This is a genomic window from Limosilactobacillus portuensis, assembly GCF_014838735.1.
GTDB classification, from domain to species: domain Bacteria; phylum Bacillota; class Bacilli; order Lactobacillales; family Lactobacillaceae; genus Limosilactobacillus; species Limosilactobacillus portuensis.
In genome coordinates, this window is record NZ_JABUXQ010000019.1 from 17,054 (window position 1) to 40,729 (window position 23,676).

Here is a 23,676-nt window from a genome sequence, read left to right on the forward strand (position 1 = left end):
TTTGAATCCTCATTTTCAATCTAACATTAGATTAATTTTTTAGTTTATGTGGTGTAACATACAATGTTTTCTGACCGGTAAAAATCACAAAACCGGGCTTAGCACCATTTGGTTTGTGGAGACGTTTAGCGGGCAGATAATCAACAGGAACGTTATCAGAATTGCGTCCCTTTGAGAAGTAGGCAGCAAGTTGAGCAGCTTCAAGCAGTGTTTGGTCATCCGGATCACTATCACGAATAATGACGTGCGAACCAGGAATATCCTTAACGTGAAGCCAAATATCGTTTTTGTTGGCAAACTTAAAGCTAAGGCGATCGTTTTGCAGGTTATTTTTCCCGACAAGAACGGTTGTCCCGTTGCTAGTATGAAATTCTTCCGGCTTACTTACCCTAACTTTTCGCCGTTTCTTACTTTTCTGTCGTTTTTGTTTAATGTAACCTTGTTGCTGAAGTTCTAAACGAATTTCCTGAATATCAGCTGGTGAAGCAAGGTCAATTTGACTCTCAATATTTGCAAGGTAGCGAATTTCGTCATTGGCAAGTTTTAGCTGTTCCTTAACATAATCAACCGACGTCTTTAACTTGTCGTACTTAGTAAAGTACTTTTGGGCGTTTCGTGAAGGGGAAAGCTCTGGATCAAGTTTGATCTTGAGTGGTTTATTATCATCATAAAAGTTCGGCAGGGTAATTTCTGTCATCCCCGCAGTCAGCTTCCCTAAATAAGTCGTCAAAATTTCACCACGAATCCGGTAGTAATCTGCTTTTGCTGCATCCTCAAGTTGCTGGTTGAGCTTCTTGACTTTACGGCGGTCCTTCTTTAGTTCATTATGAAGCACTTTAAGAACCTGACCAGCTAATTCTTTAGACCGGTCCCGTTCTGCTTTTTGTGCATAGAAAGCATCAAGCATTACAGAAAGGGTATCATAATGGGTAAGCTGCTCTTCTTTAATGTTACTTGGTGGAAATGCCGCAAATTGCCGTTTTCCATTATTGTCGTCATAAATCACGGGATCCGGATTTTCAAACCGCTTCAAAAAAGTGTGATAAGTCGTTGGCAAATCGGAACTTGCCTTAAGTTCACGAGCTAGTTCTTGAGCAGACTGGCGACCTAATCCTTGGTAACGTGCTTGAAGTTGCTTAGCCAATTCGCTTTCATCGAGGTCTTCACGAATTAGATCCGTATAGATTTGATTAGGAAGGTATGGATTGACCTTATCTTGTTTCGGTGGCATCACAAAGGTTGCTCCAGGGAGAAGCAGGCGGACACGGTTTTGATCGGAACCAACATGCTTAATTGTATCGATGATTTTATTGGTCTTTTCGTTAACTAATGAAACATTACTGTGCCGGGCCATTATTTCGGTCACCAGGATAAGTCGTTGTTGATCTCCCAATTCATCCCGGGTTTTAAAATTCATTTTAATAATCCGGTCATTATCGACTTGCTCAATCGATTCTAAAATTGCCCCCTCAAGGTATTTACGCATAGTCATTGCAAAATTACTGGGAACTGCGGGATTCTGGTAGGCAATTTGTGTAATTTGCATTCGTGGATATGTCGGGTTGGCTGAAAGAAGCAGAGAGTAATTATGCCGATGTGCGCGGATGGTCATAATTAATTCTGCAGGGTAAGGTTGGTTAACTTTAGCTACTCGTCCAGTCGCTAGGGTCTGATTTAATTCGTGGACGACTGCATGGGTAAAGAAACCATCAAATGCCATTAGTTAGTTCCTCCTTTGTTTTAATTAAACGATTTTTCATAGCGATCACTATTATACCGTTTGTTTTACTAAATGGACAATTCAAAGGATTAGGATTATTGGTTTCTGTACAGTGATGTGGTATTCTATATCTATTACGATGTTGTTAAAATACCTATATTATGCAATTATTCTTTAATCATTAATAACAACATTCCAATGGAGGTAGTATTAATGAAAATAGCTGTTGTAACTGACAGTACCTGCTATCTTTCTGAAGAGGAGATCGCAGCCAATAATATTCATGTGGTACCAATCCCGTTCATCCTCAATGGTAAGACTTACCGTGAAGGTGTTGATATCACCACCGAGGAATTTTATGATCAATTAAAGACGGCTAGTACTTTCCCCAGTACTTCTCAGCCCTCAATTGGTGAGATGATGGAACTTTACCAGAAACTTGCTGACGATGGCTATGATGCTGCGATTAGTATTCACCTTACAAAGACTATTTCAGGATTTCTCAACAATATTACTCAGCTTGCAGAACAAATGAAAGATACAATTAAGATTGTTCCCTTTGATTCTGGAATCACGGTTAAGTTAATGGGATACCTTGCAATTGAAGCTTCACGATTGGCTAAGCAAGGAGCGGACGTTGACGAAATTATAAAGAAATTAACCGAGTTACGGGATACGTTCCATGATGTCTTTGTTGTTGATGACCTGCAAAACTTAGTGCGTGGGGGACGATTATCAAACGCATCCGCCTTTGTTGGATCGATTTTAAGGATTAAACCGTTGCTTTCTTTTGATAATCCTAACCATGATATTGAAGCCTTTGAAAAGGTTCGGTCAATGAAGAAGGCAAAGGCCCGGTGTGAACAGCTTTTCAATGAGTCGATTGAAAAACTCGATTATCCTGTACGGGCAATTGTTTTTCATGCTAATGCTAGAGAAGCAGGAGAAAAATGGATGACCAAGTTACAGGAAGAACATCCTGATATTAAATTTGAATTGTCTTACTTTGGCCCGGTAATTGGTGTTCATTTGGGTCAGGGAGCATTAGCACTTGCTTGGCTGCAAGATACAGAAAAGAAGCCTTTATCATGATGAAGAGAGTTCGTTTATTTCACGTTATCGTTTGGCTAGTTATCCTACTAGCGATTTGTCTGTTGTCACCGCTAAACCTTCATGGCGTATTGCCGAGCGGAACAGTTATTGCTCCGGTGACCTCTTTGCTAGCAATTGCAGCGATCCCATTGTTAGGAATGTTGAATTCCGCTTTGTTAATGGTCGTTTCCCAATTAATTTTGTTAGGGTTCAACCAAAGTGATTGGTTAACTGTAGTGGTCACTGCTTTAGCTACTCTTTTTAGTGGCTGGGTAGTTAGGTGGCAACAGGCGACTTCACAAGAATTACGTCATCAACAAATGATTACTATTGGGATTAGCAGTGGATTGATCATTCTGGTGTTGCTAGAACTTGCCTACTTAATTGTCGGTTGGCGATTAACTGGCAGTAGCAATGGAATGATTGAAATTGCTCGATTAGCATTACCCACTTCTTTGCTAACGGGGCTTTGCTATGCATTCTTGGTTCCGCCAATTAGTATTCTATTATTACGTCTCGGGAAGAAATGGTTGCCTAGTTCAACAAACCATGAGTCTTCAAACGATTCGGTAATTATTGACATGGGTAAAAAACAGAAGAAAAAAGATCAGGATAATCAAAAATAAAAACATCCCTGTAATTAACAATTGTGTTAACTACAGGGATGTTTTTTATGCTTTAGCGTCCCATTCTTGATGAAATTCATGAAGAAAATCAAGCATTACTTGTTGTCGGTGTTCGGCAATGGTGCGTGCAGTCGGCGTAAAAAGTTTGTCTTTTAATCCAAGAAGCTTTTCATCAAAATGATTAATAATTGTCTCGTCGTCAAGATTGCGATATTCTTGTTTACTCATCTTTTCCCGTGGCTTGATTTTCGGGTCATAAATAGTCTCGCCATGAGCACCGCCATAATAGATTGCACGGGTGATTCCAATTGCCCCGATTGCATCTAACCAGTCAGCATCCCGGACAATTTGGGCTGTTTTGCTAAGCTGAATCTGATGTCCCTCCAGTGTATGAGCAAACGAGATGTTATCAATTGTTTCCATCACGGTATCCACGTACTCGGTTGTCATTTCGATTTTTTGAAGAAATTCCTTGACCTCATTTTGAGCAGCGATAACACTATCAACAATCTTTTCGTCTACAGTATCGTGAAGATAAGCTGCTACTTGGGGGAGGAAGGGATCGTAATCCTCACCGGCAGCAATTCGGGCAGCGTTTTTTACAACTCGATTAATATGGTCCATCCCGTGACCAGTCCGATCATTGGCGAGTTTATTAACCGTAAATTGCTTAACTGCCGCTAGTTGTTGTTCTTGATTCATCAAATCAATCCTTTCCAGTATTTTAATTTAGTATAATTGATATAATCAGGAGTGTTTGGAGGAAATTCATAATGAACTTATTATTTGCGATTGATGACAATTTTGTTCAACAATTAGAAACCGTCTTACTGTCGATTCATTTAAACACCAAGTCTCAAGAATTCAACATTTATGTTTTACAGAAAAAGCGGCTAGCGAAGGAAGCAGAATTAGCAGCTTTTTGTAAGCAGTTAAAGATGACGTACCATCCAGTAATGGTCAAACAATCATTATTTGAAAATGCCCCAGTAACCGATCACTATCCAACCACGATTTATTACCGATTGTTAGCTCACCAAATGCTTCCTCAGGCTCTCCATAAAATCCTGTATCTGGATGCTGACATACTTTGTATTAATGACCTTTCACCCTTATATAATACCGCATTGGGCAATAACCTCTTTGCGTCAGCAATCCAATCCATGCCAGCTTAACGAATACTACTGACGTAATTAATAAGATTCGTTTACAGAACTTTGGGGCAGATGGTTATTATAACTCGGGGGTGCTCTTAATGAATCTTGATTTGATGCGTCAGGAGGTTGATGCAAATCAAATCTTTGATTACATCCGCCGCCACATTTTGCTATTACCCGATCAGGATGTTCTAAATGCACTCTATAGTGAACGGATCAAAACAATTCCTGACCAATTATATAACTTTGATACCCGTAACGGAAAAATTTATGAAACAATATCGCTTGGTGAATGGGATCTTGATTGGGTGATCAAAAATACAGTGATTTTGCATTATTGTGGCCGTGAAAAGCCGTGGTTACCAACGAAAAACTCAGGAAGACTGACGGCCTTATATAAACAGTATTTCCACATGACAGCAAAACTCCAGTCAAGTTTACAGGATTAGCCGATCACCAGCGAGAAAACTTTCTTGAAACTTTGTAAGCGGGTGAAAGTAGACCTTACCGAACTCATCAATTAAACCATGGAAATCTTGGGCGGCTGCACTAGTGAAGTTAGCAGGCAGTTTGACTTGCCTTGCGAGACTTTGGTAGTTAGTAAGGTTAGGGATGCCAAGTTGGGTAAATAATACTCGGGCATATTTATCACTGATGAATGTTGGTTGTTCAAAGATATAGGTGAGTAGGACATCAGCGGTTTCATCACCAATTCCGTGAAGTTTAAGCAATTCTTTCCGCAATGTTGGCCCCAAAGCTTGGCAAACCTGTCGGTAATCGTCATTATATTGCGATAACCAGGTAAAGACAGCCGCAACTGCTCGGCTTTTATTCTTGTAGAAACCTGCTGGCCGAACGAGATCGTATAATTCTGCAGTAGTTAACTGACGGATTTGGTTAGGATCAAAATTAGTTTGCTTTCGAAAACCGGCAACAGCCTTATCAGCGTTGCGCCAATTGGTATTTTGAATCATGATTGCACCAATGATGATCTCAGCTTTTGATTCAGCGGGCCACCAACCGGAATCTCCCATATTTTGGTGCATCTTTTCATATAATTCCGTAATGGTAAGCTTCATACTCCTTCTCCTCTTCACGATGATACCTTTAATTTATCATTAAACCGAACTTTGCGGTAGGATTAAGGGAAGAGGAACTTTTGGCTTGCACATATCATTATTAATATGGTAAGTTAGTATGGTTGTTAATTTGTGAAAATTAAATTTCAATTGATCAGAAGGGAAGGTAATACGAATGCAATTACGCAAAGCTACCATGGAAGACTTGGATACAGTGATGGATATTCTTCGTGATGGTCGTAACCAATTAGCAGAACGGGGAATTGATGATCAATGGCAGGGTGATTACCCGAACGAAGAACACATTAAGGAAGATATTCAGCATGGTTGGGCATACTTAGTTGAGTCAGACGATGATCAAACTGTAGGTGCCTTAGCAATTGTGGATGCTCCAGACCACTCATACGATGCTTTAGATGGCAAGTGGTTGTTAGATACTGATAAGTACCAGGTTATTCACCGGGTTGCGATTCATTCAAAGCATGCCGGTCACGGTTATGCCTCACGACTTTTTGAAAGCGTGATTGATTACATCAAAGAAAACCGGAAGGACATTAAGTCCCTTCGGATTGATACTCATGAAGATAACGAAATTATGCAACACTTGATCACTAAGAATGGCTTCACTAAAGTTGGTGAACTTCACGGTGTATACCGTCCTGAAGAAGAATCCTACGTTTACGAACTAGTAACCCAAAAGGATTAAACATTATAATTTGAGACATGGTACCGATAGTCAATTGGTGCCATGTTTTTTAATTGTGAAAATTGAATAATCATTATTTGGTCACATTGTAATACATACAATTTAGTTATTGTATGCATCCTGGTCGTTCGCTAAAATAAAAGTCAATTGATTTTTATTCTGAGGGGGGAGTAAGTAATGAAAAAGCTGGATAGTGAATTCCGCTTTGCGCTGGAGAAGTCAATGCCAGTCCTGTTTGGCTATGTGACCCTTGGTTTAGGATATGGCCTTTACATGCATAACCTGGGGTTTTCTTTTTGGTATCCAACATTGATGGCATTAACAATTTATGGGGGATCAGTTGAATTTGTGATTGCCAATATGCTAGTCCAACATTTTAACCCCTTGAATGTCCTTTTAATTACCTTAGTGGTCGGCTTTCGTCAATCGTTTTATGCTTTATCCATGCTTAAGCAGTATCAACATGCTGGGTGGCGAAAGTGGCTGTTAATTTTCGGCCTAACTGATGAAACCTTTGTTATTAACCACTATACCAAGGTTCCTCAAGAAATGAGTCAAGTGAAGGTTAATACTTGGATCACGATCTTAGATTGGGGTTACTGGGTTCTCGGTGCTTTCTTAGGCGGCTTTTTGGGAAGTGCCTTACAACTTCAGGTAAAGGGACTTGATTTCGTTATGACAGCCTTATTTATCGTCCTGGCATTGGATCAGTTCTTACAAGAAGAGAGCCACGTCAGCTCAGTTAGTGGGGTCGTAATTACCATTATTAGTTTATTGACTGTTGGCAAAACGTACTTTTTGGTTGTTACCCTGCTTTTACTGGTTGCGGAATACTACTATTTAACAAAACGGCGAGCAAAGGGGGATGATTAAGAAATGACAATTGTTCAGCAGGTAATTTCAATAGCGATCGCTGCAATTGCTAACTTCTTTACCCGTGTCATGCCATTTCTTGTTTTTGGCCGACAGCGAAATGGTAAAGAAGAAGTGAGTCCCTTTATTGAAGGCCTAGGGGATTTTCTTCCGCCCGCAATTATGGGAATGCTTGTGGTTTATTGTTTTAGAAATGTTCACTTCCTTAGTGGTAATTTTGGCTTACCAGAAATTATTGCTAGTATCATTACAATTCTCGTTCACTTACGAAGGCGAAGCATGTGTTTATCATTATTGGTAGGGACAGTTAGCTACATTATTCTAGTGAATTTTATTTTCTAATAATCCCAAGCAAAAATTTGGTGATTAGTGAACGACTATTTTTTAATGCTCTTGTAGGCAAGTTGAGCCAAGACGATGAAGCAATCGACAGCTTTCTTGATTTAGTAAAAAACGCCAGGCAATGAATCAATTTTTGGTCCATTGTCTGGCGTTACTTTGATATTTTAACTTTTTATTTGGTGGTAAAGTTTTCTGCTGAGAATGAGAGAAATCAAGAGGAGAACCAAGCAAAAGGCAAATCCTGATTGGATTCCTAAATGGGAGGTTGAGCTGTGGACAAGGTGGTTTACGATCCCAACAACGGAGACAATCAGTGCAGTCCCAAATGCTGCTGCAATCTGTCGCAGGGTATTAAAGCAAGCTACTGCATCGGGAACGATTTCGTTGGGCAAAAGAGAAAGTGCCTGTGTTTGAAGCGGGATCAACATAGTTACTAGTCCAAATTGCCGTACTGTTTGGAAAACCGTGATAATAACCACTGAGCTTCGAGCACCAATCATTGCCTGTCCGGTTGTTCCAATAATATCAATTAGAAGGCCAGCACCAACGAGCCATTGAATTGGGTAGCGATCATAGAACCGGCCACTAGTTGTTGATAGTAGCCCTGTAAGAATTGCCCCTGGAAGAACAGCAATTGCGGAGATCACGGTACTTTCGCCAAGAACAATCTGAACAAGTAATGGAATTAAGATTGCGTTGCCGTACATTGTTGCGGTAATTAGCATATTAATAACAGTTGCTAGAAAAAATTGGCGGTGTTCAAACACACTGAGGTTAATCAATGGGTGGGTACTTCGTCGCTGGTTAAGATAAAAGATAATAATAAATACTAGCCCAATGATTGCCATCCCACCAACATTAAGCGATAATAGCGGATAATTAGAGACGTTCGAAAGCCCCATTAATAATGACCATAAACCAAGGGTAATTACCGTGAAACCGAAGCTGTTAAATTGGGGAAACTCGTTATGGGGAATATAAGGGAGCATCCAAAGCGACAAAAGTAATGTAATTACTGCAAAGGGGATAATCAAAATAAATAGGTATCGCCATGAGAGGTAGTCAAGCATAAAACCTGATACCGCAGGACCAAGGATTGGTGCACAGTTAAATGCCAGCCCAATGATTCCCATTATCCGGCCCTTCTTCCCTGGTAAAGCATAGCGGATTGCAAGGACGTTAACAAGGGGCATCATCATTCCGGCACCGATTGCTTGGATCATTCGCGCAATTACTAAGAGGTTAAAGGAATTCGCTAACCCGCCAATTACGGTTCCGCAAAGAAAGATCCCCGTAAAGAAGATAAATAGCCATTTAAATGAAAAGCGTTTAATTAGGTAGGAACTGACCGGAATCATTAACGCGTTAACTAGCATATAGCCGTTCGTTACCCATTGAACGTGGGCTTCGCTAATATGAAAAACATCCATAAATGTTGGCAACGCAATATTCATTAAGGTCGAACAAAGGATCCCAAAGAAAGTTCCAAAAACCATTATAATTAGGGCACGCCTAATTCGCTGGTCGCTCAAGAACATCGACTCCTTTTTATGAAAATTAGCATAACTAATGCAGTAGTTTAGCAGATCTTAATCTAGGTCACAATAAGTATTTGGATTAAACCAGAAATTGTTTGACGCTTTTTATCGACAGGTGTAGATTTTAAATTGAGGTGAGGACATGGAAGAAAAAACAGATATTACACCAGCAGAATGGCAAGTAATGCGGATCATCTGGACCCTCAGTAAAGCAACTAGCACCCAAGTAATTGAAATTCTCCAGCAAAAGGTTGATTGGAAACCCGCGACAATTAAGACATTGCTCCGGCGTTTGGTAGAAAAGGGGGCTCTAAAGACAACTCGTCAAGGCCGTGGTTTTATCTATTCCCCATTAATCAAGGAGCAGATTACCATGAATGAAGCCGCGGATCAGTTGTTTAACAGTATTTGCGAGATGCATGTTGGTGCGACGCTTAGCCATGTGATTAATGGCGCCGTTCTCAGTCGAAAAGATATTGAACAACTCCAAAGATTATTAGTCGAAAAAAAGAAAAACGCCCCGGAGAACGTCGAATGTAACTGTGTTCCGGGAATGGCAATGGATTGTAAGTAAGGAGGAGCTTATTAATGGCTGAAGAGACAACACCATCCCCAAGAAAGCGTCTTCGGGGGATTATGCAGGTAATGCGCCAGTATCACTTCCTAAGCAACTTTTATCATCAAAAAAATCCGGAAGAGGTTTGTCAGGCGCTAGAAGAGCTCGGTCCAACTTTTATTAAGATGGGACAAATCCTTTCTACTCGTGCAGACTTGGTAAGCCCAGAATATATAAAGGCCTTACGAAAGCTTCAGGATGATGTTCCAGCTGATAGTTTTGCAAGTGTTAAGAAGACTTTTGAGACGGAAACCGGGAAAAAGATTAGTGAAGTTTTTAAGACATTTGATCGAGATCCGTTCGCTTCAGCCTCAATTGGGCAGGTTCACCATGCTGAGTTGAAAGATGGAACGACAGTAGTTGTTAAAATTCAGCATCCTGATGTTACTAAATTAGTAGATACAGATTTGGCGCTGTTAAAGCGGGCAGTTGAACTGCTAAAATATGTTCCAACTGGGATTAGCGTTGTTGATCCCGTAAAAATTTTTAACGCTTTAAGTAATTCACTAAGGAGTGAAATTGACACAATTCAAGAGGCCAAGAATGGGATTGAGTTTTACCGGCTTAACAATGGTCAGTCAATTATCCGGGTTCCGAAGGTCTACTTTAAATACTGTGCTCCTAAAATTTTAGTTAATGAGTACATGTCCGGGAAGAGTATTAAGTACCTGGCTAACGCTCCATTGAGTAAGGAACCTGAACAAGCAAAAACTCAACGACAGATTCGGCATGAGATTGCTCAAGTATTAGTTAAGAACTTCCTTAAGCAAGTCTTTGTTGATCACTTTTTCCAGGCTGATCCGCACCCAGGGAATATCTTAATTCGTCACCTGACTCAGGACGAAGCTCAAATGGACCAGGTTGAGTTAGAAAAGAAATTAGAAAAGCAGATCGGTTCTACTAAAATCAGCTATCAACAAGAGAAGGTTCTTCCACCATATCGGGTTATCTGGATTGACTTTGGAATGATGGGAAGAATTTCGCCAGCAACTGCGGATGGAATTGCCAAAATTGTATTAGCCGTTAATTCACAGGACATTCATGAAATTGGTCAATCAATTATTCCAATGTGCGAACAGGTGGGACCGTTTGATGAGCAGAAATTTTATCGGGAACTTGGCAAATTCCTTCGGCCGTACTTAAATGCAGGCCTTGCTGAAATTAATTTTACTAAGATGCTTTATCAGATTGTTCAGCTATGTCAAAATAATAACCTTCAGATTCATTCCCAAGTGACAATGCTAGTACGGGCATTTGGAATCTTAGAGACAATTATCGCTAAGCTTGATCCTTCACTTTCAATGCTGGAGGTTGCTCGACCATTTGGCAAGCAGTACTTGAAGCAGCATTTTGATTTTCGTACCCAGTTAGATAATAGCTTATGGGGAAGCTATCGTGCTGTGAAGAATATTACACAAATGCCAGGGAAGCTGAACACCTTTTTTGATGCAATTAGTGATGGAAATGCCCAAATTAATTTTCATTATGCTGACCAGGAACATCTAATGAAGTGGCTTAGCCGAATTGTTAACCGGATAATTATTGCAATTATTTTGGCGGCAATTATTGTTGGTTCATCGTTGCTAGTGGAGGGCAGTACTGGTCATCCCCACATTTACCATCTTGGTGTCTTTGGTTATTCGTTAGCAATCATTATAATTATCACAATGGCGGTTAGTGAATTGATCCGTCGCTACCGGAAGTATCGTCGGCAGAAAAAGGAGTACGGGAAGAAATGATTATTTTAACCCTTTCTTTACTAATTGTTCTCCTGTGGTGGCCTTTACCCAAGAAGAATGAGTGGGCGTTGTGCTGGACCGGCTTGCTGTTAATTTTGATTGGCGGACAAATTGGCTATTCAATGACATTCACTGCATTTAGTCTAGGGGTCGCAAGCCTCTTGATCTGGTTGGAATCAATTAAGGCAATTCTGGTTCGGCACTTTTCAACGGACGCCCAGCTGGTTAAATACAATCAGAAGACATTTACTTTAATGCTTTTAAACCTGTTTGTTTGCTTACCACTACTATTTAAGTATCAAGAACATTTTCCCTGGCTTAACCACCAGGTGATTTTGACCGCACTAATAGTTAATGGGATAACCACTCTTGGATTAGTAATTTTCTGGGGAGCAATTGTTACTTTGCAATTGCTCTCAAAACCTGTTAAAGCTGATTGTTTGATTGTCCTCGGTGCTGGCTTGCGACATGGAAAAGTTCCACCTGTTTTGGCAGCACGGTTGCAACGAGCTGCTACCTGTTGGAAGTTAAATCGTAACGCTACAATTATAGTTACTGGTGGAATTTTACATGGCGAGAAATTATCTGAGGCTCGGGCAATGGCAAAATACCTGACGACTCATGGAATTCCTCAAGATCGGATCATCCTGGAAGAGCAGGCGATGAATACTTGGGATAATTTACGAAACTGCCAAAAGTTATTGCAAAAGCGGGCCGAATCTAAACAGAAAATTATCGTTATAACTAGCTCATTCCACATCTTTAGGACCTATAATTATTTACGCAGGTTGAAGTTATCCTGGTCGATTGTTCCTAGTAAGACTCCATGGAAGCTGCAACCCTTAACCGTTGTTCGAGACTATCTAGGAATTATACGGGATCATTATCGTAGTTGGTTAGCCATTCTGTTTGTTTTCCTAGCTATTGCTGAGTTGCTTGAAAGATAAATAGTAAGAGACCTGGAAAGACAAAATTTTCCAGGTCTCTACTTATTTGTTAACGTTTCCGAATTTATCGCATCTAATTGGCTAAATCAAGTTAATTCTTATTTATTTGCATAAACCGAAACTTCAATCAGGTTCTTGTCGGGATCATGAACGTAGATTGAAGTCATTGCTCCTTCAGAACCTTGCTTTTCGACTGGTCCTTCGACAACATCGACGTAATAACTATTAAAGTGGTGGAGAATATCGTCGACCTTATCTCCAGCAACTAAACAAAGATCGGCTGCCCCGATAGTTGGGTGGCTAGCCACTAATTTAGATGGTCGGTCAGTCTTTTGAAGCCGAATAAGCTGGTGACCACATCGAAGGGTAATTACATCATCATTACTTTGCTGATCAATTACTGGCATATCAAAGACTTCATGGTAGAAGCGCATAGACTCTTCAAGATTACTAACGGTCAATACAATATGATCGATTCTTCGCATTTTCATAATTGATTCCTCTTTTCTCGGCTATTATTATACGATGTTCCGTTTTAGATTGGCAAACAGGAATTCGAAGCGTAAAATCGGTTGATGGGAATGGGGGATGAAAATGAAAATAAAAAACTTAGTTGCGGTTGCTGTTTTTGCCTTCTTTGGCGGTATTTTTCGCTATCTGTTCAGTTTTAATTTAGGCGAATGGGGGATCATGGTCGCCAACCTTATTGGTTGCTTCCTGTTATCATTTCTTACCTATTATGTAATTGAACGGGACCTCTTAGCTGGTTGGTTGAACTTAGGATTAGGAACAGGACTGATTGGGGCCTTCACAACGTTTTCGTCATTTACCACTAGTGTCTTAAACCTTAGTAAAAGCAATTTTTGGGTTGGCGGTGGTTATTTCCTTGTTAGCCTTTTAGGCGGCTTCTTTGCGGCCCTTATTGGTTTTATTTTGGCGCAATTATTGGTGAAAATGGAGGAAGACAAATGATTTTAGTTGGCTTTGGCGCATCATGCGGTGCCCTTCTTCGTTATCTATTCACCTATTTATGGAAGCAGTTGCGAGTTGATTGGCCAGGAGCAACGTTATTGATTAATCTTACTGGTGCGTTCTGTTTAGGAATATTAATTCACCACTTTCCTGCTAATCAGTTTACGATTCTTTTTTTGGAAACAGGATTCTTAGGTGGATACACAACTTTCTCAACCTTAAACACTGAATTAGTTGCGATGTATAATGATCATCAGTGGTTTAATTTAATAATTTATGGCACTCTATCCTATCTTGGTGGACTTGGTCTTGCTTGGCTGGGAATGCAACTTTAAGGAAAAGGGGAAGATCTTTTGAATAAGGCAGTACAATCAACAATTCCCGCAGAAATTGAAGTGCGGGGTGGTCGTGTTCATAATCTAAAAAATATTAACGTTAATATTCCGCTACATAAATTCGTTGCAATTTCGGGCTTATCCGGTTCTGGGAAAAGCTCGTTAGCAATGGGAATTCTGTATGAAGAAGGTTCCCGACGGTACTTGGAGGCTTTATCGACGTACACGCGACGGCGGATCAAGTTGGGGGGCTCAAGCACAGGTTGATAGCGTTAAACACATTCCGTCAGCGTTAGCACTTCACCAACGCCCAGCAGTTCCGTCTGAGCGAGCAACTGTTGGAACAATGAGCGAGATTTTTAATGTGATTCGGTTAATCTTTTCTCGCTTAGGTTCACCTGTTTGCCCAAACGGTCACAGGTTAAAGCCAAATCTTAAAATTGCCCAGGCAATGAGCAAGTCTGGAGATGAAATGGGTGTTTTGACTTGCCCTGAATGTGGAGTAAAGTTTAATGCCTTTTCTGCTGAAGACTTTGCCTTTAATTCTGATGGCGCCTGCAAGCGATGCCAGGGGACTGGTCGCGTTCGGGAGCTAGACGAAGAAAAATTAATTGGCGATGAGAATTTGACGCTGGATGAAGGAGCGGTTGCGTCATGGCACCTTCCTGGTCGAAACTTTATGCCTCAAGTTGCAGAACAAGCCGGTGTCCGGATTAACGTTCCCTATAAGGATCTCTCACTTAAGGAAAAGAATTTTGTCTTAAATGGTCCAAGTAAGAAGTACAAAATGGATTTTGTTTCGGGGACTGGCCGGGTCTTCCACGATTTTAATGCTTTGTATGAAAATGCTCATGAGGCAGTTCTTGAGTCGGCAAAGACAAGTAAAAGTGCTCGGGCACAGCAACGAATTAACGAATTCTTTCATTCATCAGTTTGTCCCGTTTGTCATGGAACTCGGTTGCGCCCGGAACTCCTAACCCAACTAGCTGGTGGTAAAAATATTGCAGAAGTTACTGATTTAACTCTTGGTGAACTTGATCAATGGAAGCAAAGCGTTTTAAGCGAATTGCCAGCGAACATGGATAAAATGGCAACCGCGATTTTTAAGCAATTTGATGACAATCTTCGCCCATTATTAGAACTTGGGTTAGATTACCTCGCCCTTTCACGGAACGGTAATACCTTATCAACCGGTGAACTACAGCGAATTCAATTATCGCGGACGTTACGGACGCAGACAACGGGAGTTTTGTATGTTCTGGATGAACCGTCAATTGGCCTTCACCCTGATAATATTAACGGTCTTCTTTATGTATTTCATGAATTGGTTGAACAAGGTAATTCACTAGTAGTAGTTGATCACAATATTGATATTATTAGAGCTGCAGATTGGGTGGTTGAGATTGGTCCTGGCTCTGGTGCCGAGGGAGGAAGGGTAATCGACCAGGGAACTCCTGCAGAATTAAAAAAGAAAACTGCTTCCTTAATTGGACCATTTTTGAACGGCAAAGCCCAGATTAAGGTTCGCCAAACGACAAGCGAAAAAGCAGCTTCTGAAACCAGTTTTACGGTCAGTAACTACTTTAACCTTAAAAACGTTACTGCCATAATCCCAACAAACCAGATTACCGCAGTTACCGGGTTTTCGGGTGCGGGGAAAACTAGTTTGATCCTTGATAGCCTAGTGCCGGCCTTAAAGGCTCAAGAGAAGGGTGACTCACTTCCAAAACAGATCGATAAATTAAATACCCCAATCAAAAGCGTTGTCAGCGTTGATGCTGTTCCGGTGGGGAAGAGTACCCGTTCAACGGTCGCAACGTACACAAGTATTATGGACAATCTTCGGCGGCTGTTTGCAGCTCAACCAGCAGCAAAGGAAAAACACTGGACTGCGAGTTACTTCTCTTATAATAATAAGCAGGGTGCTTGTTCAAACTGTGGCGGGACAGGGATCGTAACCCTTGATATACAGTACTTACCAGATATGCAACAGGTTTGTCCCGTTTGTAACGGTGACCGGTATAATAAGGAGATTCAACAAATTAAGTGGCATGATTATTCAATCGTTGATTTGTTAAGCCTCGACGTTCGTCATGCAATTCCGATTTTTAAGGATGTGCCGAAAATTCAACGTGAATTAAAACTTCTTGATGAAGTCGGTCTTGGTTATCTTCATCTTGGTGAAAGTACGCCAACGCTTTCTGGTGGGGAAGCTCAACGGTTGAAGCTTGTTAAGCATTTGAATCGTCAGCAAAAAACGACCCTGTTTGTCTTCGATGAGCCATCAGTTGGGTTACATCCCCTTGATGTTCAAGTCTTGCTTCAGGTAATGCAACGCTTAATTGATCGGGGAGCAACAATTATTATCATTACCCATGATGTCAATTTAATGGTAAATGCTGATTATCTAATTGATTTAGGACCACGTGGGGGTAAGAATGGCGGACGTATTGTTGCTCAAGGCCATCCAGCTGACTTAATTCGCAACCCGAAGAGCTTAACCACTCAGTATCTTGCAGAATTTGTTGGTCGTTTCCAAAATTAAATGGAGTGAAACAGAACTAGCCCGCTAGTTCGTTTTTGAACTCCCGTCGACGCGTAGCTAGTTTTTAGAAAACACAAATAGGGATTCAGTGTTCGGATTTTCCGAGCACTAAATCCCTATTTGTGTATTGCGTCGTTTGTATTTTATCTATTATGTCACAGCCCTTTAGTTATTCAGTTTCTAAGCGTTTTTTGTGTATTTCATCAATCTTTTTCACAACAAGGTAGATCCCGATAAGAACCAAAATGCAGATAATAACGCTAATGATTCGTTTGAGATTACCGCGGAAAATTGCATCCCCACCAAAGGCATAGAGGAATGATGTTGGCGCCATCCCTACCAGAACCATTGCCATATATTGTCGTCGATTGACATTTAACTGAGCCCCAGCGTAATTAACAAGAATGCTAGGAATAACTGGGATCATAAAACCGATCGTCAGACCAATAAGGGGATGTTTTTGGTGCATTAATGATTTAATTAGTTTGTGCTGCTTAACCTTTTTTGAAAACTTAATTTTTCTGATCAAGCTCATTACAATACAGTTTCCAAGAACATTTCCCATCCAGTTAATAATAAAGCCAAAGAAGGGACCGTAACAAAGTCCCGAGAGGATACAAATAACTGAATTTGAAAGTCCGGGAATAGAATTTAAGATCGCAATTAAGCCAAGAAGAAGTAGAGAATTAGCGATTCCATGGGCCCTAATCATGTGCAGGAGAATTTCTTTTTCGTGTGGTACGGGGTGGATCAAAAGATCAATTTCAGGTTTATAGTTTTGATAAATAAAAATAACAATAATAATTGCTAAGAAAATTCCTAGAGCAATTAGCAATTTTTTGTTAAGGGTCTTTTTTTTCATTATATACTCTACTTTCTTAATAACTAAGACCAGCGTTTTTGAAGAGCTGAACGAGTGAATTACGTAAGAGCGGGTCATGGGCGTAAATATATGTGCCATACACGCCCCGCTTAAAGAGAACATTGAGAGAATTCATAATCATTCGTTCTTCAAGAGCTTTGATTTCTTGAGGATCCGTTAGATCATCACGTTTCTTAAATGCCTCTGAATCTGTATATTTATCGAGGTTAATTTGTAGTTTCTTAGTTCCGGGAACTTGGCTAATTGGTGGACCAATGATAATCCCCGTATAGTTCAAATCAAATCCCTGACAAGTATAAATTGAGCCAACTTCATTGATTGTTTGAGGTAGTTCAGCCCAGGGAGTGACAGTATAGTTATATTGATCCCAGGGTAACTTGAATTGTCCTTCTTTAATATAGTGCTTACCGCCATCAAGAGTTGATGGATATCCAGAAGTCGATAAAATTCGTGAAAGACCAACTTCATCATTTCGTTTAACAATTGCCTGACGCATTTTTTCCGCATCGTCATAAATCCGAAAGTCATAGTTCTGACGACTATTTTTTGGAATTGCTGCAAGTTCGTATTGATCTGTAAAGTGATTAAACCAATCAATCAATTGATCGCTAGCGGTCATCCTAAATTGGTGACGAAGGTGGTACTCTTGATGAGGGTATTGGTGAGTAATCTTTTCCAGTCGCTTAGGAGTCCACAAACTCTTCATCCTTAGAACCTGATATTGATCAAAAACTAGAACAACGACTTTCGCCCGTTTGATAATCTCAACTAACTGATTATCGTGATAAAAATTATTGTAATGATCAGCTTTTGATAATAGAAGGTGGGCCTCATCAATTACGGCAATATCAATATTTTGCTGGTTCTTATCTAACTGGTTAATTAGTGAAGTAGGACGGGTGAAATCTTTTTTATAAAGGCCCTTAATTGGACCAGCAATCTCGCGATAAACTTTTAAAATTTCTGGATGGTTAACCAGAAAGTAGTTTTTAGTTTTAAAAAATGGTGAGGTTGGATTCTGACGAGCTGATTGTTGGAATCGTTCGAAGAGGTTTGATAAAACAACACTTTTTCCCGTTCCAGCGTCACCATAAATTGTGTAAATTGCAGGAAAGTTGTTGTTTAAATGCTTTGCCGCAAATTCAGTAATGGAATTAACCAAGTTTTCCTGCTCGGTCGTTAAAGTTTTAAATGGCGATAATTTTTCGGTAGCTTTATTGGTAAGCTGGTTCAACACACTCATCCCTCTTTTGATAATCATGCCTAATTTTAAATGAGGAAACGGTATTCGTCAATTTTAGTAACGATGAATTTCTGTAGTGGACTTTAAAGTGTTAAAATGAAATAAATGTTTTAAATTATCTTTACAAAAGAATATAAAATAATCTAAATAAGCAATAAATGATTAGAAAGGGTGGCACAGATGAATCGACATCCAGATTATCTTCTAAACCGGGTTAATGAACCGGCTGATATTAAATCAATGTCTCTTGAACAACTAAAGCAGTTAGCAACCGAAATGCGTCAGCTAGTTCTTGAACGAGATGCAGCAATTGGGGGTCATGTTGGCCCAAACCTTGGAATTATGGAAACAACGATTGCATATCATTACGTTTTTAACTCTCCTCATGACAAGGTTGTTTGGGATGTTTCCCACCAATGTTATCCGCATAAAATGTTAACCGGTAGAAAGATTGGTTTTCTGGATCCGGATCATTATGAGGATATTTCTGGCTATACTTCTCCTGAAGAAAGTGTCCATGACTTTTTTGAAATTGGTCATACCTCGACATCCGTTTCATTGGCAGTTGGCCTGGCACAAGCTCGTGACTTAATGCATCCTGACTCCACTGATAATATTGTTGCTGTAATTGGTGATGGTTCACTAAGCGGTGGTCTAGCCTTTGAAGGATTGAACAATGCTGCTAAGCTCCATTCTAATTTGATTATTGTTGTTAACGATAACCAAATGGCGATCGATAAGGATCAAGGTGGCCTTTATCAAGGGCTGAAAGAATTACGTGATACTAATGGTAAGGCAGAGAATAATATTTTCAAATTTATGGGCTTAGACTATAAGTATGTTGCAGACGGCAATGACCTTCAAACAATGATCGATGCCTTTAAGGAAGTTAAAAATATTGATCACCCGATTGTCCTCCATGTTAATACCTTAAAAGGGAAGGAATATCAACCGGCCGTTGAGGATAAGATGGATTGGCATTGGCAGCCGCCATTTGACATTAAGACTGGTGAGCTTAAGGAACATAAAAATACCGAAAACTATAGTGATGCAATCTTAACTGAGTTAGGCCACCAAATTGATGACGGTGTACCGGTAGTTGCTCTAAATGCTGCTATTCCCGGTGTCTTTAACCTTAAGAAGTTCCAAGCTAAGTATCCTGATCACTATTTTGATGTGGGAATTGCTGAACAAGACTCCATTACTACAGCAGTCGCTATGGCAACTGCTGGTGCACGTCCGGTTGTCTTTCAAAATAGTACGTTCCTTCAACGGGCATACGATCAATTGATCCATGATATGGCCCTTAATGATGCACCGGTAGTAATGATTGTTAGGGGTGGAACAATTGCCACTAATTCTGCTACCCACCAAGGAACCTTTGATATTTCAATGATCTCTAATTTACCAAACATTGAATACCTTGCTCCAACAAACGTTGAAGAACTGATTTCAATGTTGAAGTGGGCCCTGAGTCAAACTGAACAACCAGTAATAATTCGGGAGCCTGAAAAGAAGTTGCTTCACGGAGAGGTTAGTCAAGATGATTACAGTGTTATTCATTATGACGTGGCCCATGAAGGTAGTGAAGTCGCTATTATGGCTGTTGGTGATTTTTGGCAATTAGGACTTGATGTTTGTGATCAACTGCAAAAAAAGTTAAACATTAATGCAACGTTAATTAACCCAAAGTCCTTAACCGGAATTGATCAAAATTACCTGCACCATCTTTCTGAAAACCATGATGTTGTTGTTACCTTGGAAGATGGCAACGTTAGCGGTGGCTTTGGTGAAACCATTTCTCGTTATTATGGGCCTAAAGCAATGAAAGTTTTGAACTTTGGTGCTCCTCGTGAATTTGCTGATAATGTTCCGCTAGAAGTCCTTTATGATTGGTATCATTTAAAACCGGAACAGATTGTTGATGACATTGAAGAAGTGATTCACGCCCTTTAAAATTAAATTTTCTTCGTGAAAAAAGAGATTCCTTCCGTATTGGTATTATGTAAGCCAATTTTGGGGGGAATTTTTTTATGAGTAATAAGAAATCAATTATTAAACAATGTGTTGGGATTACTTCCGCGACTGTTCTAATGACAATGGCTGTTTCAGTCGGTACTGGTCACAGTGCGAGTCAGAAGCCAGGTCAAACAACTATTAACCAGCAATTAAATAACTGGGATGAGGTTCGTCAAATTACACGGACTATAAAAATTGATGATCCATACAAGGGGATGCAAACAGTTAAACAGACAGTCACTTTTAAAAAGATTGCTAATAGCTGGCAACCGCAATCACTTAGTATTTGGCCATCATTCTTTATACCAAACTATGATGACTTTGAACCGAATACCTTGCAAGTGCGAGCACAACCGGTGTCAGTAAATGATTCTGATCAGACCATTTCAGTAACATATCATCAATATAAGATTGCAGATCGAGAACGGTTAGTTGAAGCACGACCGTCATTTTATTGCTACGATGAAACCCTTAAATTTACGGTGAAGGCTTTGAGTAGTACGACACTTAAGGTTGGTCAATGGTATGACGTTCCTCTTGCGCCAAAAGGATTTGAATATTGTTGTCCAGAATCATTACCAAAGAGACTTAAGTTATATCAGAGCAGACAGGATCCATTTATAGTGTTAATTCGGCCGTTGCAAAAACTTGATGAGCATCCAGCGGAAGAGAAAGCCGATCAGAAATCGGCAAACAAAGAGCAACTAATTAACCAACCAGAAGAAAAAGAATTGGTAGCCACTGGAAGTCAAACAGAATTAGTATCTATTAATGATAATGAAACTAATGATAATGAAACGCAAACAACCGGAATCCAACTACAGGATCAGGGACAACAAACAACTCCTCCTAGTAGTAAGGATGAGGAGAGCCAAAGTAAGCAATTAGCGAAGGACGCTGAAAGTCAAACTGATAATTATGAAACGAGGACCAATGATACTCAAACTGAAAAAAGCACTTTTAAGCAGGAAGAAAGTCAAACTGATGAAGCACCAAAGAATGACCATGCTACTCAGACAGATTCATTGGACAAGGAACAACCTAGCCAAAATAGAATTAAGGAGAAAACTGATCCGGTGCCAAACGATGTTTTGACGGGGGATGATCAGCGTCCTAATCACGATAACCATGAAAGTAATGAGGTTACTAAAGGAACCCAGACAGAAACAGTTTTACGTCCCAATTCAATATCACAGAAAGAGCAAGAAGCTCAAACAGCAGAAATTGAAACGAATAATGATAACCAGCAAGTGGTAGAATCGCGGCAAGATAATTCTCAGACAGCTCAAGGCCAGCGATCTGATAATGAAGAAACGTCAATAGGAGATGCGGATATTCAAAAAATCCTTGATCGAGATTCAGCTTCGTTAAAAGAATTAAGTAGTAGCAAGAATAAAGATAAGCAACATAGAGTAAAGCTGCCGCAAACCGGGAATCAGACGGATAATCGAACAACATTTGTTGGATTACTGGACTAGTTACCATTATTACAATGCTGTTCTGGAAGCGACGAAAGAAAGAATAAAAAAATATAAAAAAAGACTTGCATTTTTAATTTTCTAATAGTATTCTAATGACATTGAAAGAAATGAATTGGAGGAATTAATCATGTCAAGTCGAAAAGCAATTATTCAACGTCTAACCTCCACCTCAACCACCACAACAACTACCGTGGTTGAGTACCTTTAATATTTAATAAATTCTGTAAGTTAACAGCTATCCAGAAGTTACTCAACCGCCTATCAAATGATTTGAACCTGGTTGAGAGGGACTTTTTGGGTAGCTTTTTTAGTTGAAGGAAATGAGGAGTTAGACATGAGTGAAAATAAAGCAAAACTAAATCGGACGATGACGCCTGGACAGATGGAAATGATTGCGATCGGTGGAACAATCGGTAGTGGTCTTTTTATGGGGGCTACTTCCACTATTAAGTGGACTGGTCCTTCCGTTCTGCTAGCATATGCCTTTGTCGGCTTAGTTCTCTATGGTGTTATGCGGGCCCTTGGAGAGCTAATTTATATTAGTCCGGGAACTGGTTCCTTTGCGGATTATGGTTCGAAGTATATTCATCCAGTTGCTGGGTATTTAACGAAATGGAGTAATGTCTTCCAGTTTATCATCGTTGGGATTTCTGATATTATCGCAATGAGTCAATATCTAAATTATTGGTGGCCGAACCTTCCGGATTGGATTTCTGGGTTAATAATGATCGTTATTTTGACCTTAGCGAACCTAGCATCAGCAAAAGCATATGGTCGACTGGAGTTCTGGTTTGCCATGATTAAGGTTGTCACGATTATTGCGATGATTATTCTTGGTTTACTGGTTATTGTTCTTGGGTTAGGTAATAACTGGCATCCAGTTGGGATTTCTAATTTATGGTCTCATGGCGGATTCTTTACTGGTGGCTTTATGGGCTTTATGTTCTCGCTATCTGTGATTGCTGGTTCTTATCAGGGAATTGAGTTATTGGGAATCACTGCTGGTGAAGCCGAATCACCACGTCATGCGATTGTGAAATCAGTTAAGTCCGTTATCTGGCGGATCTTAATCTTCTATATTGGTGCAATTTTCGTCATTGTTTCTATTTACCCATGGAACGAATTGAAGTCCGTTGGCTCACCATTCGTTGAAACCTTCACGAAGGTTGGAATTACTGGAGCAGCCGGAATCATTAACTTTGTTGTTTTGACAGCAGCTCTTTCTGGAGCTAACTCTGGAATTTACAGTGCTAGTCGGATGTTGTTCAAGCTTTCTGTTGATGGGGAAGTACCAAAGTTCTTTAGTAAGCTTTCCAAGCGCGTTGTTCCTAATGTTGCAATCCTCACGATTTCTTTCTGGATCTTCCTTGGCTTTGTAATTAATGAATTAATGTCGATTTTTAGTTCTGCTGCTCAAAATATTTTCGTCATTGTATATAGTTCCAGTGTTCTTCCAGGGATGGTACCATGGTTTATCATTCTCTTGTCAGAACTTCACTTCAGGAAAGAACACCCTGAACAGCTTAAAGATCATCCATTCAAGATGCCGCTTTACCCGGCCTATAACTACTTTAGTTTGATTGCCTTGACTGTGATCTTGATCTTCATGTTCTTTAACCCAGATACTCGAGTTTCAGTATCAGTTGGTGTTATCTTCTTGATTATCATGAGTATTATTTATCGTGTCCGTGTTCATGAAGGAAAAGAAAAGTAAATATATAGCTAAAGCAGCTTTGTAAATCCTGTTCGAGGGGACTCACAAA

Annotated in this window: 20 protein-coding genes and 2 pseudogenes; 15 read left to right on the forward strand and 7 right to left on the reverse strand. The window is 40.0% G+C overall.

Annotation, left to right across the window (positions count from 1 at the left end):
• Window positions 1-31 precede the first annotated feature (31 nt).
• Window positions 32-1,720 carry an Rqc2 family fibronectin-binding protein gene (locus tag HUK49_RS07255; RefSeq protein WP_191913217.1) on the reverse strand — a complete coding sequence of 563 codons (1,689 nt, stop codon included), beginning with the start codon at window positions 1,718-1,720 and terminating at the stop codon, window positions 32-34.
• Window positions 1,721-1,933: 213 nt separating this feature from the next.
• Here HUK49_RS07255 and HUK49_RS07260 point away from each other — a divergent pair, with 213 nt between their 5' ends.
• The gene (locus tag HUK49_RS07260) at window positions 1,934-2,812 is read left to right on the forward strand and encodes a DegV family protein (protein ID WP_102169344.1); all 879 of its coding nucleotides are present in this window, start codon (window positions 1,934-1,936) and stop codon (window positions 2,810-2,812) included.
• Window positions 2,809-3,438, forward strand: a complete 630-nt coding sequence (locus HUK49_RS07265) for a hypothetical protein (RefSeq protein ID WP_191913218.1) — start codon at window positions 2,809-2,811, stop codon at window positions 3,436-3,438. Before HUK49_RS07260 ends, HUK49_RS07265 begins: the two co-directional genes overlap by 4 nt.
• A 45-nt stretch (window positions 3,439-3,483) precedes the next feature.
• On the opposite strand, the gene HUK49_RS07270 is transcribed toward HUK49_RS07265, so the two are convergent.
• Entirely contained in the window at window positions 3,484-4,140 is a 657-nt protein-coding gene (locus HUK49_RS07270; protein WP_191913219.1) for an HD domain-containing protein, read from the reverse strand.
• Window positions 4,141-4,211: 71 nt separating this feature from the next.
• On the opposite strand from HUK49_RS07270, the pseudogene HUK49_RS07275 reads away from it, so the two are divergent.
• Window positions 4,212-5,044: pseudogene (locus HUK49_RS07275) on the forward strand (glycosyltransferase family 8 protein).
• Here the strand turns inward: HUK49_RS07275 and HUK49_RS07280 are convergent.
• Window positions 5,033-5,674 (reverse strand): endonuclease III domain-containing protein, encoded by a 642-nt coding sequence (locus HUK49_RS07280; protein ID WP_191913220.1) that lies wholly within the window; start codon window positions 5,672-5,674, stop codon window positions 5,033-5,035. The pseudogene HUK49_RS07275 and the gene HUK49_RS07280 sit on opposite strands and share 12 nt — an antisense overlap.
• A 175-nt stretch (window positions 5,675-5,849) precedes the next feature.
• Here HUK49_RS07280 and HUK49_RS07285 point away from each other — a divergent pair, with 175 nt between their 5' ends.
• The 3 genes from HUK49_RS07285 (at window position 5,850) to HUK49_RS07295 (ending at window position 7,595) form a co-directional block, all read left to right on the forward strand.
• Entirely contained in the window at window positions 5,850-6,380 is a 531-nt protein-coding gene (locus tag HUK49_RS07285) for a GNAT family N-acetyltransferase (RefSeq protein WP_191913221.1), read from the forward strand.
• Between the two features lie 177 nt (window positions 6,381-6,557).
• Window positions 6,558-7,253, forward strand: a complete 696-nt coding sequence (locus HUK49_RS07290; RefSeq protein ID WP_102169350.1) for an AzlC family ABC transporter permease — start codon at window positions 6,558-6,560, stop codon at window positions 7,251-7,253.
• Window positions 7,254-7,256: 3 nt separating this feature from the next.
• Window positions 7,257-7,595, forward strand: a complete 339-nt coding sequence (locus HUK49_RS07295) for a branched-chain amino acid transporter permease (RefSeq protein ID WP_191913222.1) — start codon at window positions 7,257-7,259, stop codon at window positions 7,593-7,595.
• 164 nt (window positions 7,596-7,759) lie between these two features.
• Here HUK49_RS07295 and HUK49_RS07300 read toward each other — a convergent pair whose 3' ends face one another.
• Window positions 7,760-9,127: a DHA2 family efflux MFS transporter permease subunit gene (locus HUK49_RS07300; protein WP_191913223.1), complete on the reverse strand. Its 1,368-nt coding sequence runs from the start codon at window positions 9,125-9,127 to the stop codon at window positions 7,760-7,762.
• Between the two features lie 148 nt (window positions 9,128-9,275).
• On the opposite strand from HUK49_RS07300, the gene HUK49_RS07305 reads away from it, so the two are divergent.
• Genes HUK49_RS07305 through HUK49_RS07315 form a run of 3 tightly spaced genes read left to right on the forward strand, consistent with a single transcriptional unit; the run spans window position 9,276 to window position 12,435 of the window.
• Window positions 9,276-9,707, forward strand: a complete 432-nt coding sequence (locus HUK49_RS07305; RefSeq protein WP_102169313.1) for a CopY/TcrY family copper transport repressor — start codon at window positions 9,276-9,278, stop codon at window positions 9,705-9,707.
• 14 nt (window positions 9,708-9,721) lie between these two features.
• Window positions 9,722-11,488, forward strand: a complete 1,767-nt coding sequence (locus tag HUK49_RS07310; protein ID WP_191913224.1) for an ABC1 kinase family protein — start codon at window positions 9,722-9,724, stop codon at window positions 11,486-11,488.
• Entirely contained in the window at window positions 11,485-12,435 is a 951-nt protein-coding gene (locus HUK49_RS07315; RefSeq protein WP_191913225.1) for a YdcF family protein, read from the forward strand. Before HUK49_RS07310 ends, HUK49_RS07315 begins: the two co-directional genes overlap by 4 nt.
• A gap of 98 nt (window positions 12,436-12,533) precedes the next feature.
• Here HUK49_RS07315 and HUK49_RS07320 read toward each other — a convergent pair whose 3' ends face one another.
• Window positions 12,534-12,926, reverse strand: a complete 393-nt coding sequence (locus tag HUK49_RS07320; RefSeq protein WP_102169310.1) for a VOC family protein — start codon at window positions 12,924-12,926, stop codon at window positions 12,534-12,536.
• 103 nt (window positions 12,927-13,029) lie between these two features.
• On the opposite strand from HUK49_RS07320, the gene HUK49_RS07325 reads away from it, so the two are divergent.
• From HUK49_RS07325 to HUK49_RS07335, 3 genes and pseudogenes are all read left to right on the forward strand, one after another.
• Complete coding sequence (locus HUK49_RS07325; protein WP_191913226.1) at window positions 13,030-13,407, forward strand: fluoride efflux transporter FluC; 378 nt, start codon at window positions 13,030-13,032, stop codon at window positions 13,405-13,407.
• Entirely contained in the window at window positions 13,404-13,742 is a 339-nt protein-coding gene (locus HUK49_RS07330) for a FluC/FEX family fluoride channel (protein ID WP_191913227.1), read from the forward strand. Before HUK49_RS07325 ends, HUK49_RS07330 begins: the two co-directional genes overlap by 4 nt.
• An 18-nt stretch (window positions 13,743-13,760) precedes the next feature.
• A pseudogene (locus HUK49_RS07335) lies at window positions 13,761-16,287 on the forward strand (excinuclease ABC subunit UvrA).
• 169 nt (window positions 16,288-16,456) lie between these two features.
• On the opposite strand, the gene HUK49_RS07340 reads toward HUK49_RS07335, so the two are convergent.
• Complete coding sequence (locus tag HUK49_RS07340; protein WP_191913228.1) at window positions 16,457-17,149, reverse strand: TVP38/TMEM64 family protein; 693 nt, start codon at window positions 17,147-17,149, stop codon at window positions 16,457-16,459.
• A 16-nt stretch (window positions 17,150-17,165) separates the two neighbouring features.
• Window positions 17,166-18,413: a DUF2075 domain-containing protein gene (locus HUK49_RS07345; protein WP_413230870.1), complete on the reverse strand. Its 1,248-nt coding sequence runs from the start codon at window positions 18,411-18,413 to the stop codon at window positions 17,166-17,168.
• A gap of 180 nt (window positions 18,414-18,593) precedes the next feature.
• Here HUK49_RS07345 and HUK49_RS07350 point away from each other — a divergent pair, with 180 nt between their 5' ends.
• From HUK49_RS07350 to HUK49_RS07360, 3 genes are all read left to right on the forward strand, one after another.
• Window positions 18,594-20,369 (forward strand): 1-deoxy-D-xylulose-5-phosphate synthase, encoded by a 1,776-nt coding sequence (locus HUK49_RS07350; RefSeq protein ID WP_191913229.1) that lies wholly within the window; start codon window positions 18,594-18,596, stop codon window positions 20,367-20,369.
• 77 nt (window positions 20,370-20,446) lie between these two features.
• Complete coding sequence (locus tag HUK49_RS07355) at window positions 20,447-21,910, forward strand: hypothetical protein (RefSeq protein ID WP_191913230.1); 1,464 nt, start codon at window positions 20,447-20,449, stop codon at window positions 21,908-21,910.
• 337 nt (window positions 21,911-22,247) lie between these two features.
• Window positions 22,248-23,627, forward strand: a complete 1,380-nt coding sequence (locus HUK49_RS07360) for an amino acid permease (protein ID WP_191913231.1) — start codon at window positions 22,248-22,250, stop codon at window positions 23,625-23,627.
• The last annotated feature ends 49 nt before the right edge of the window (window positions 23,628-23,676 follow it).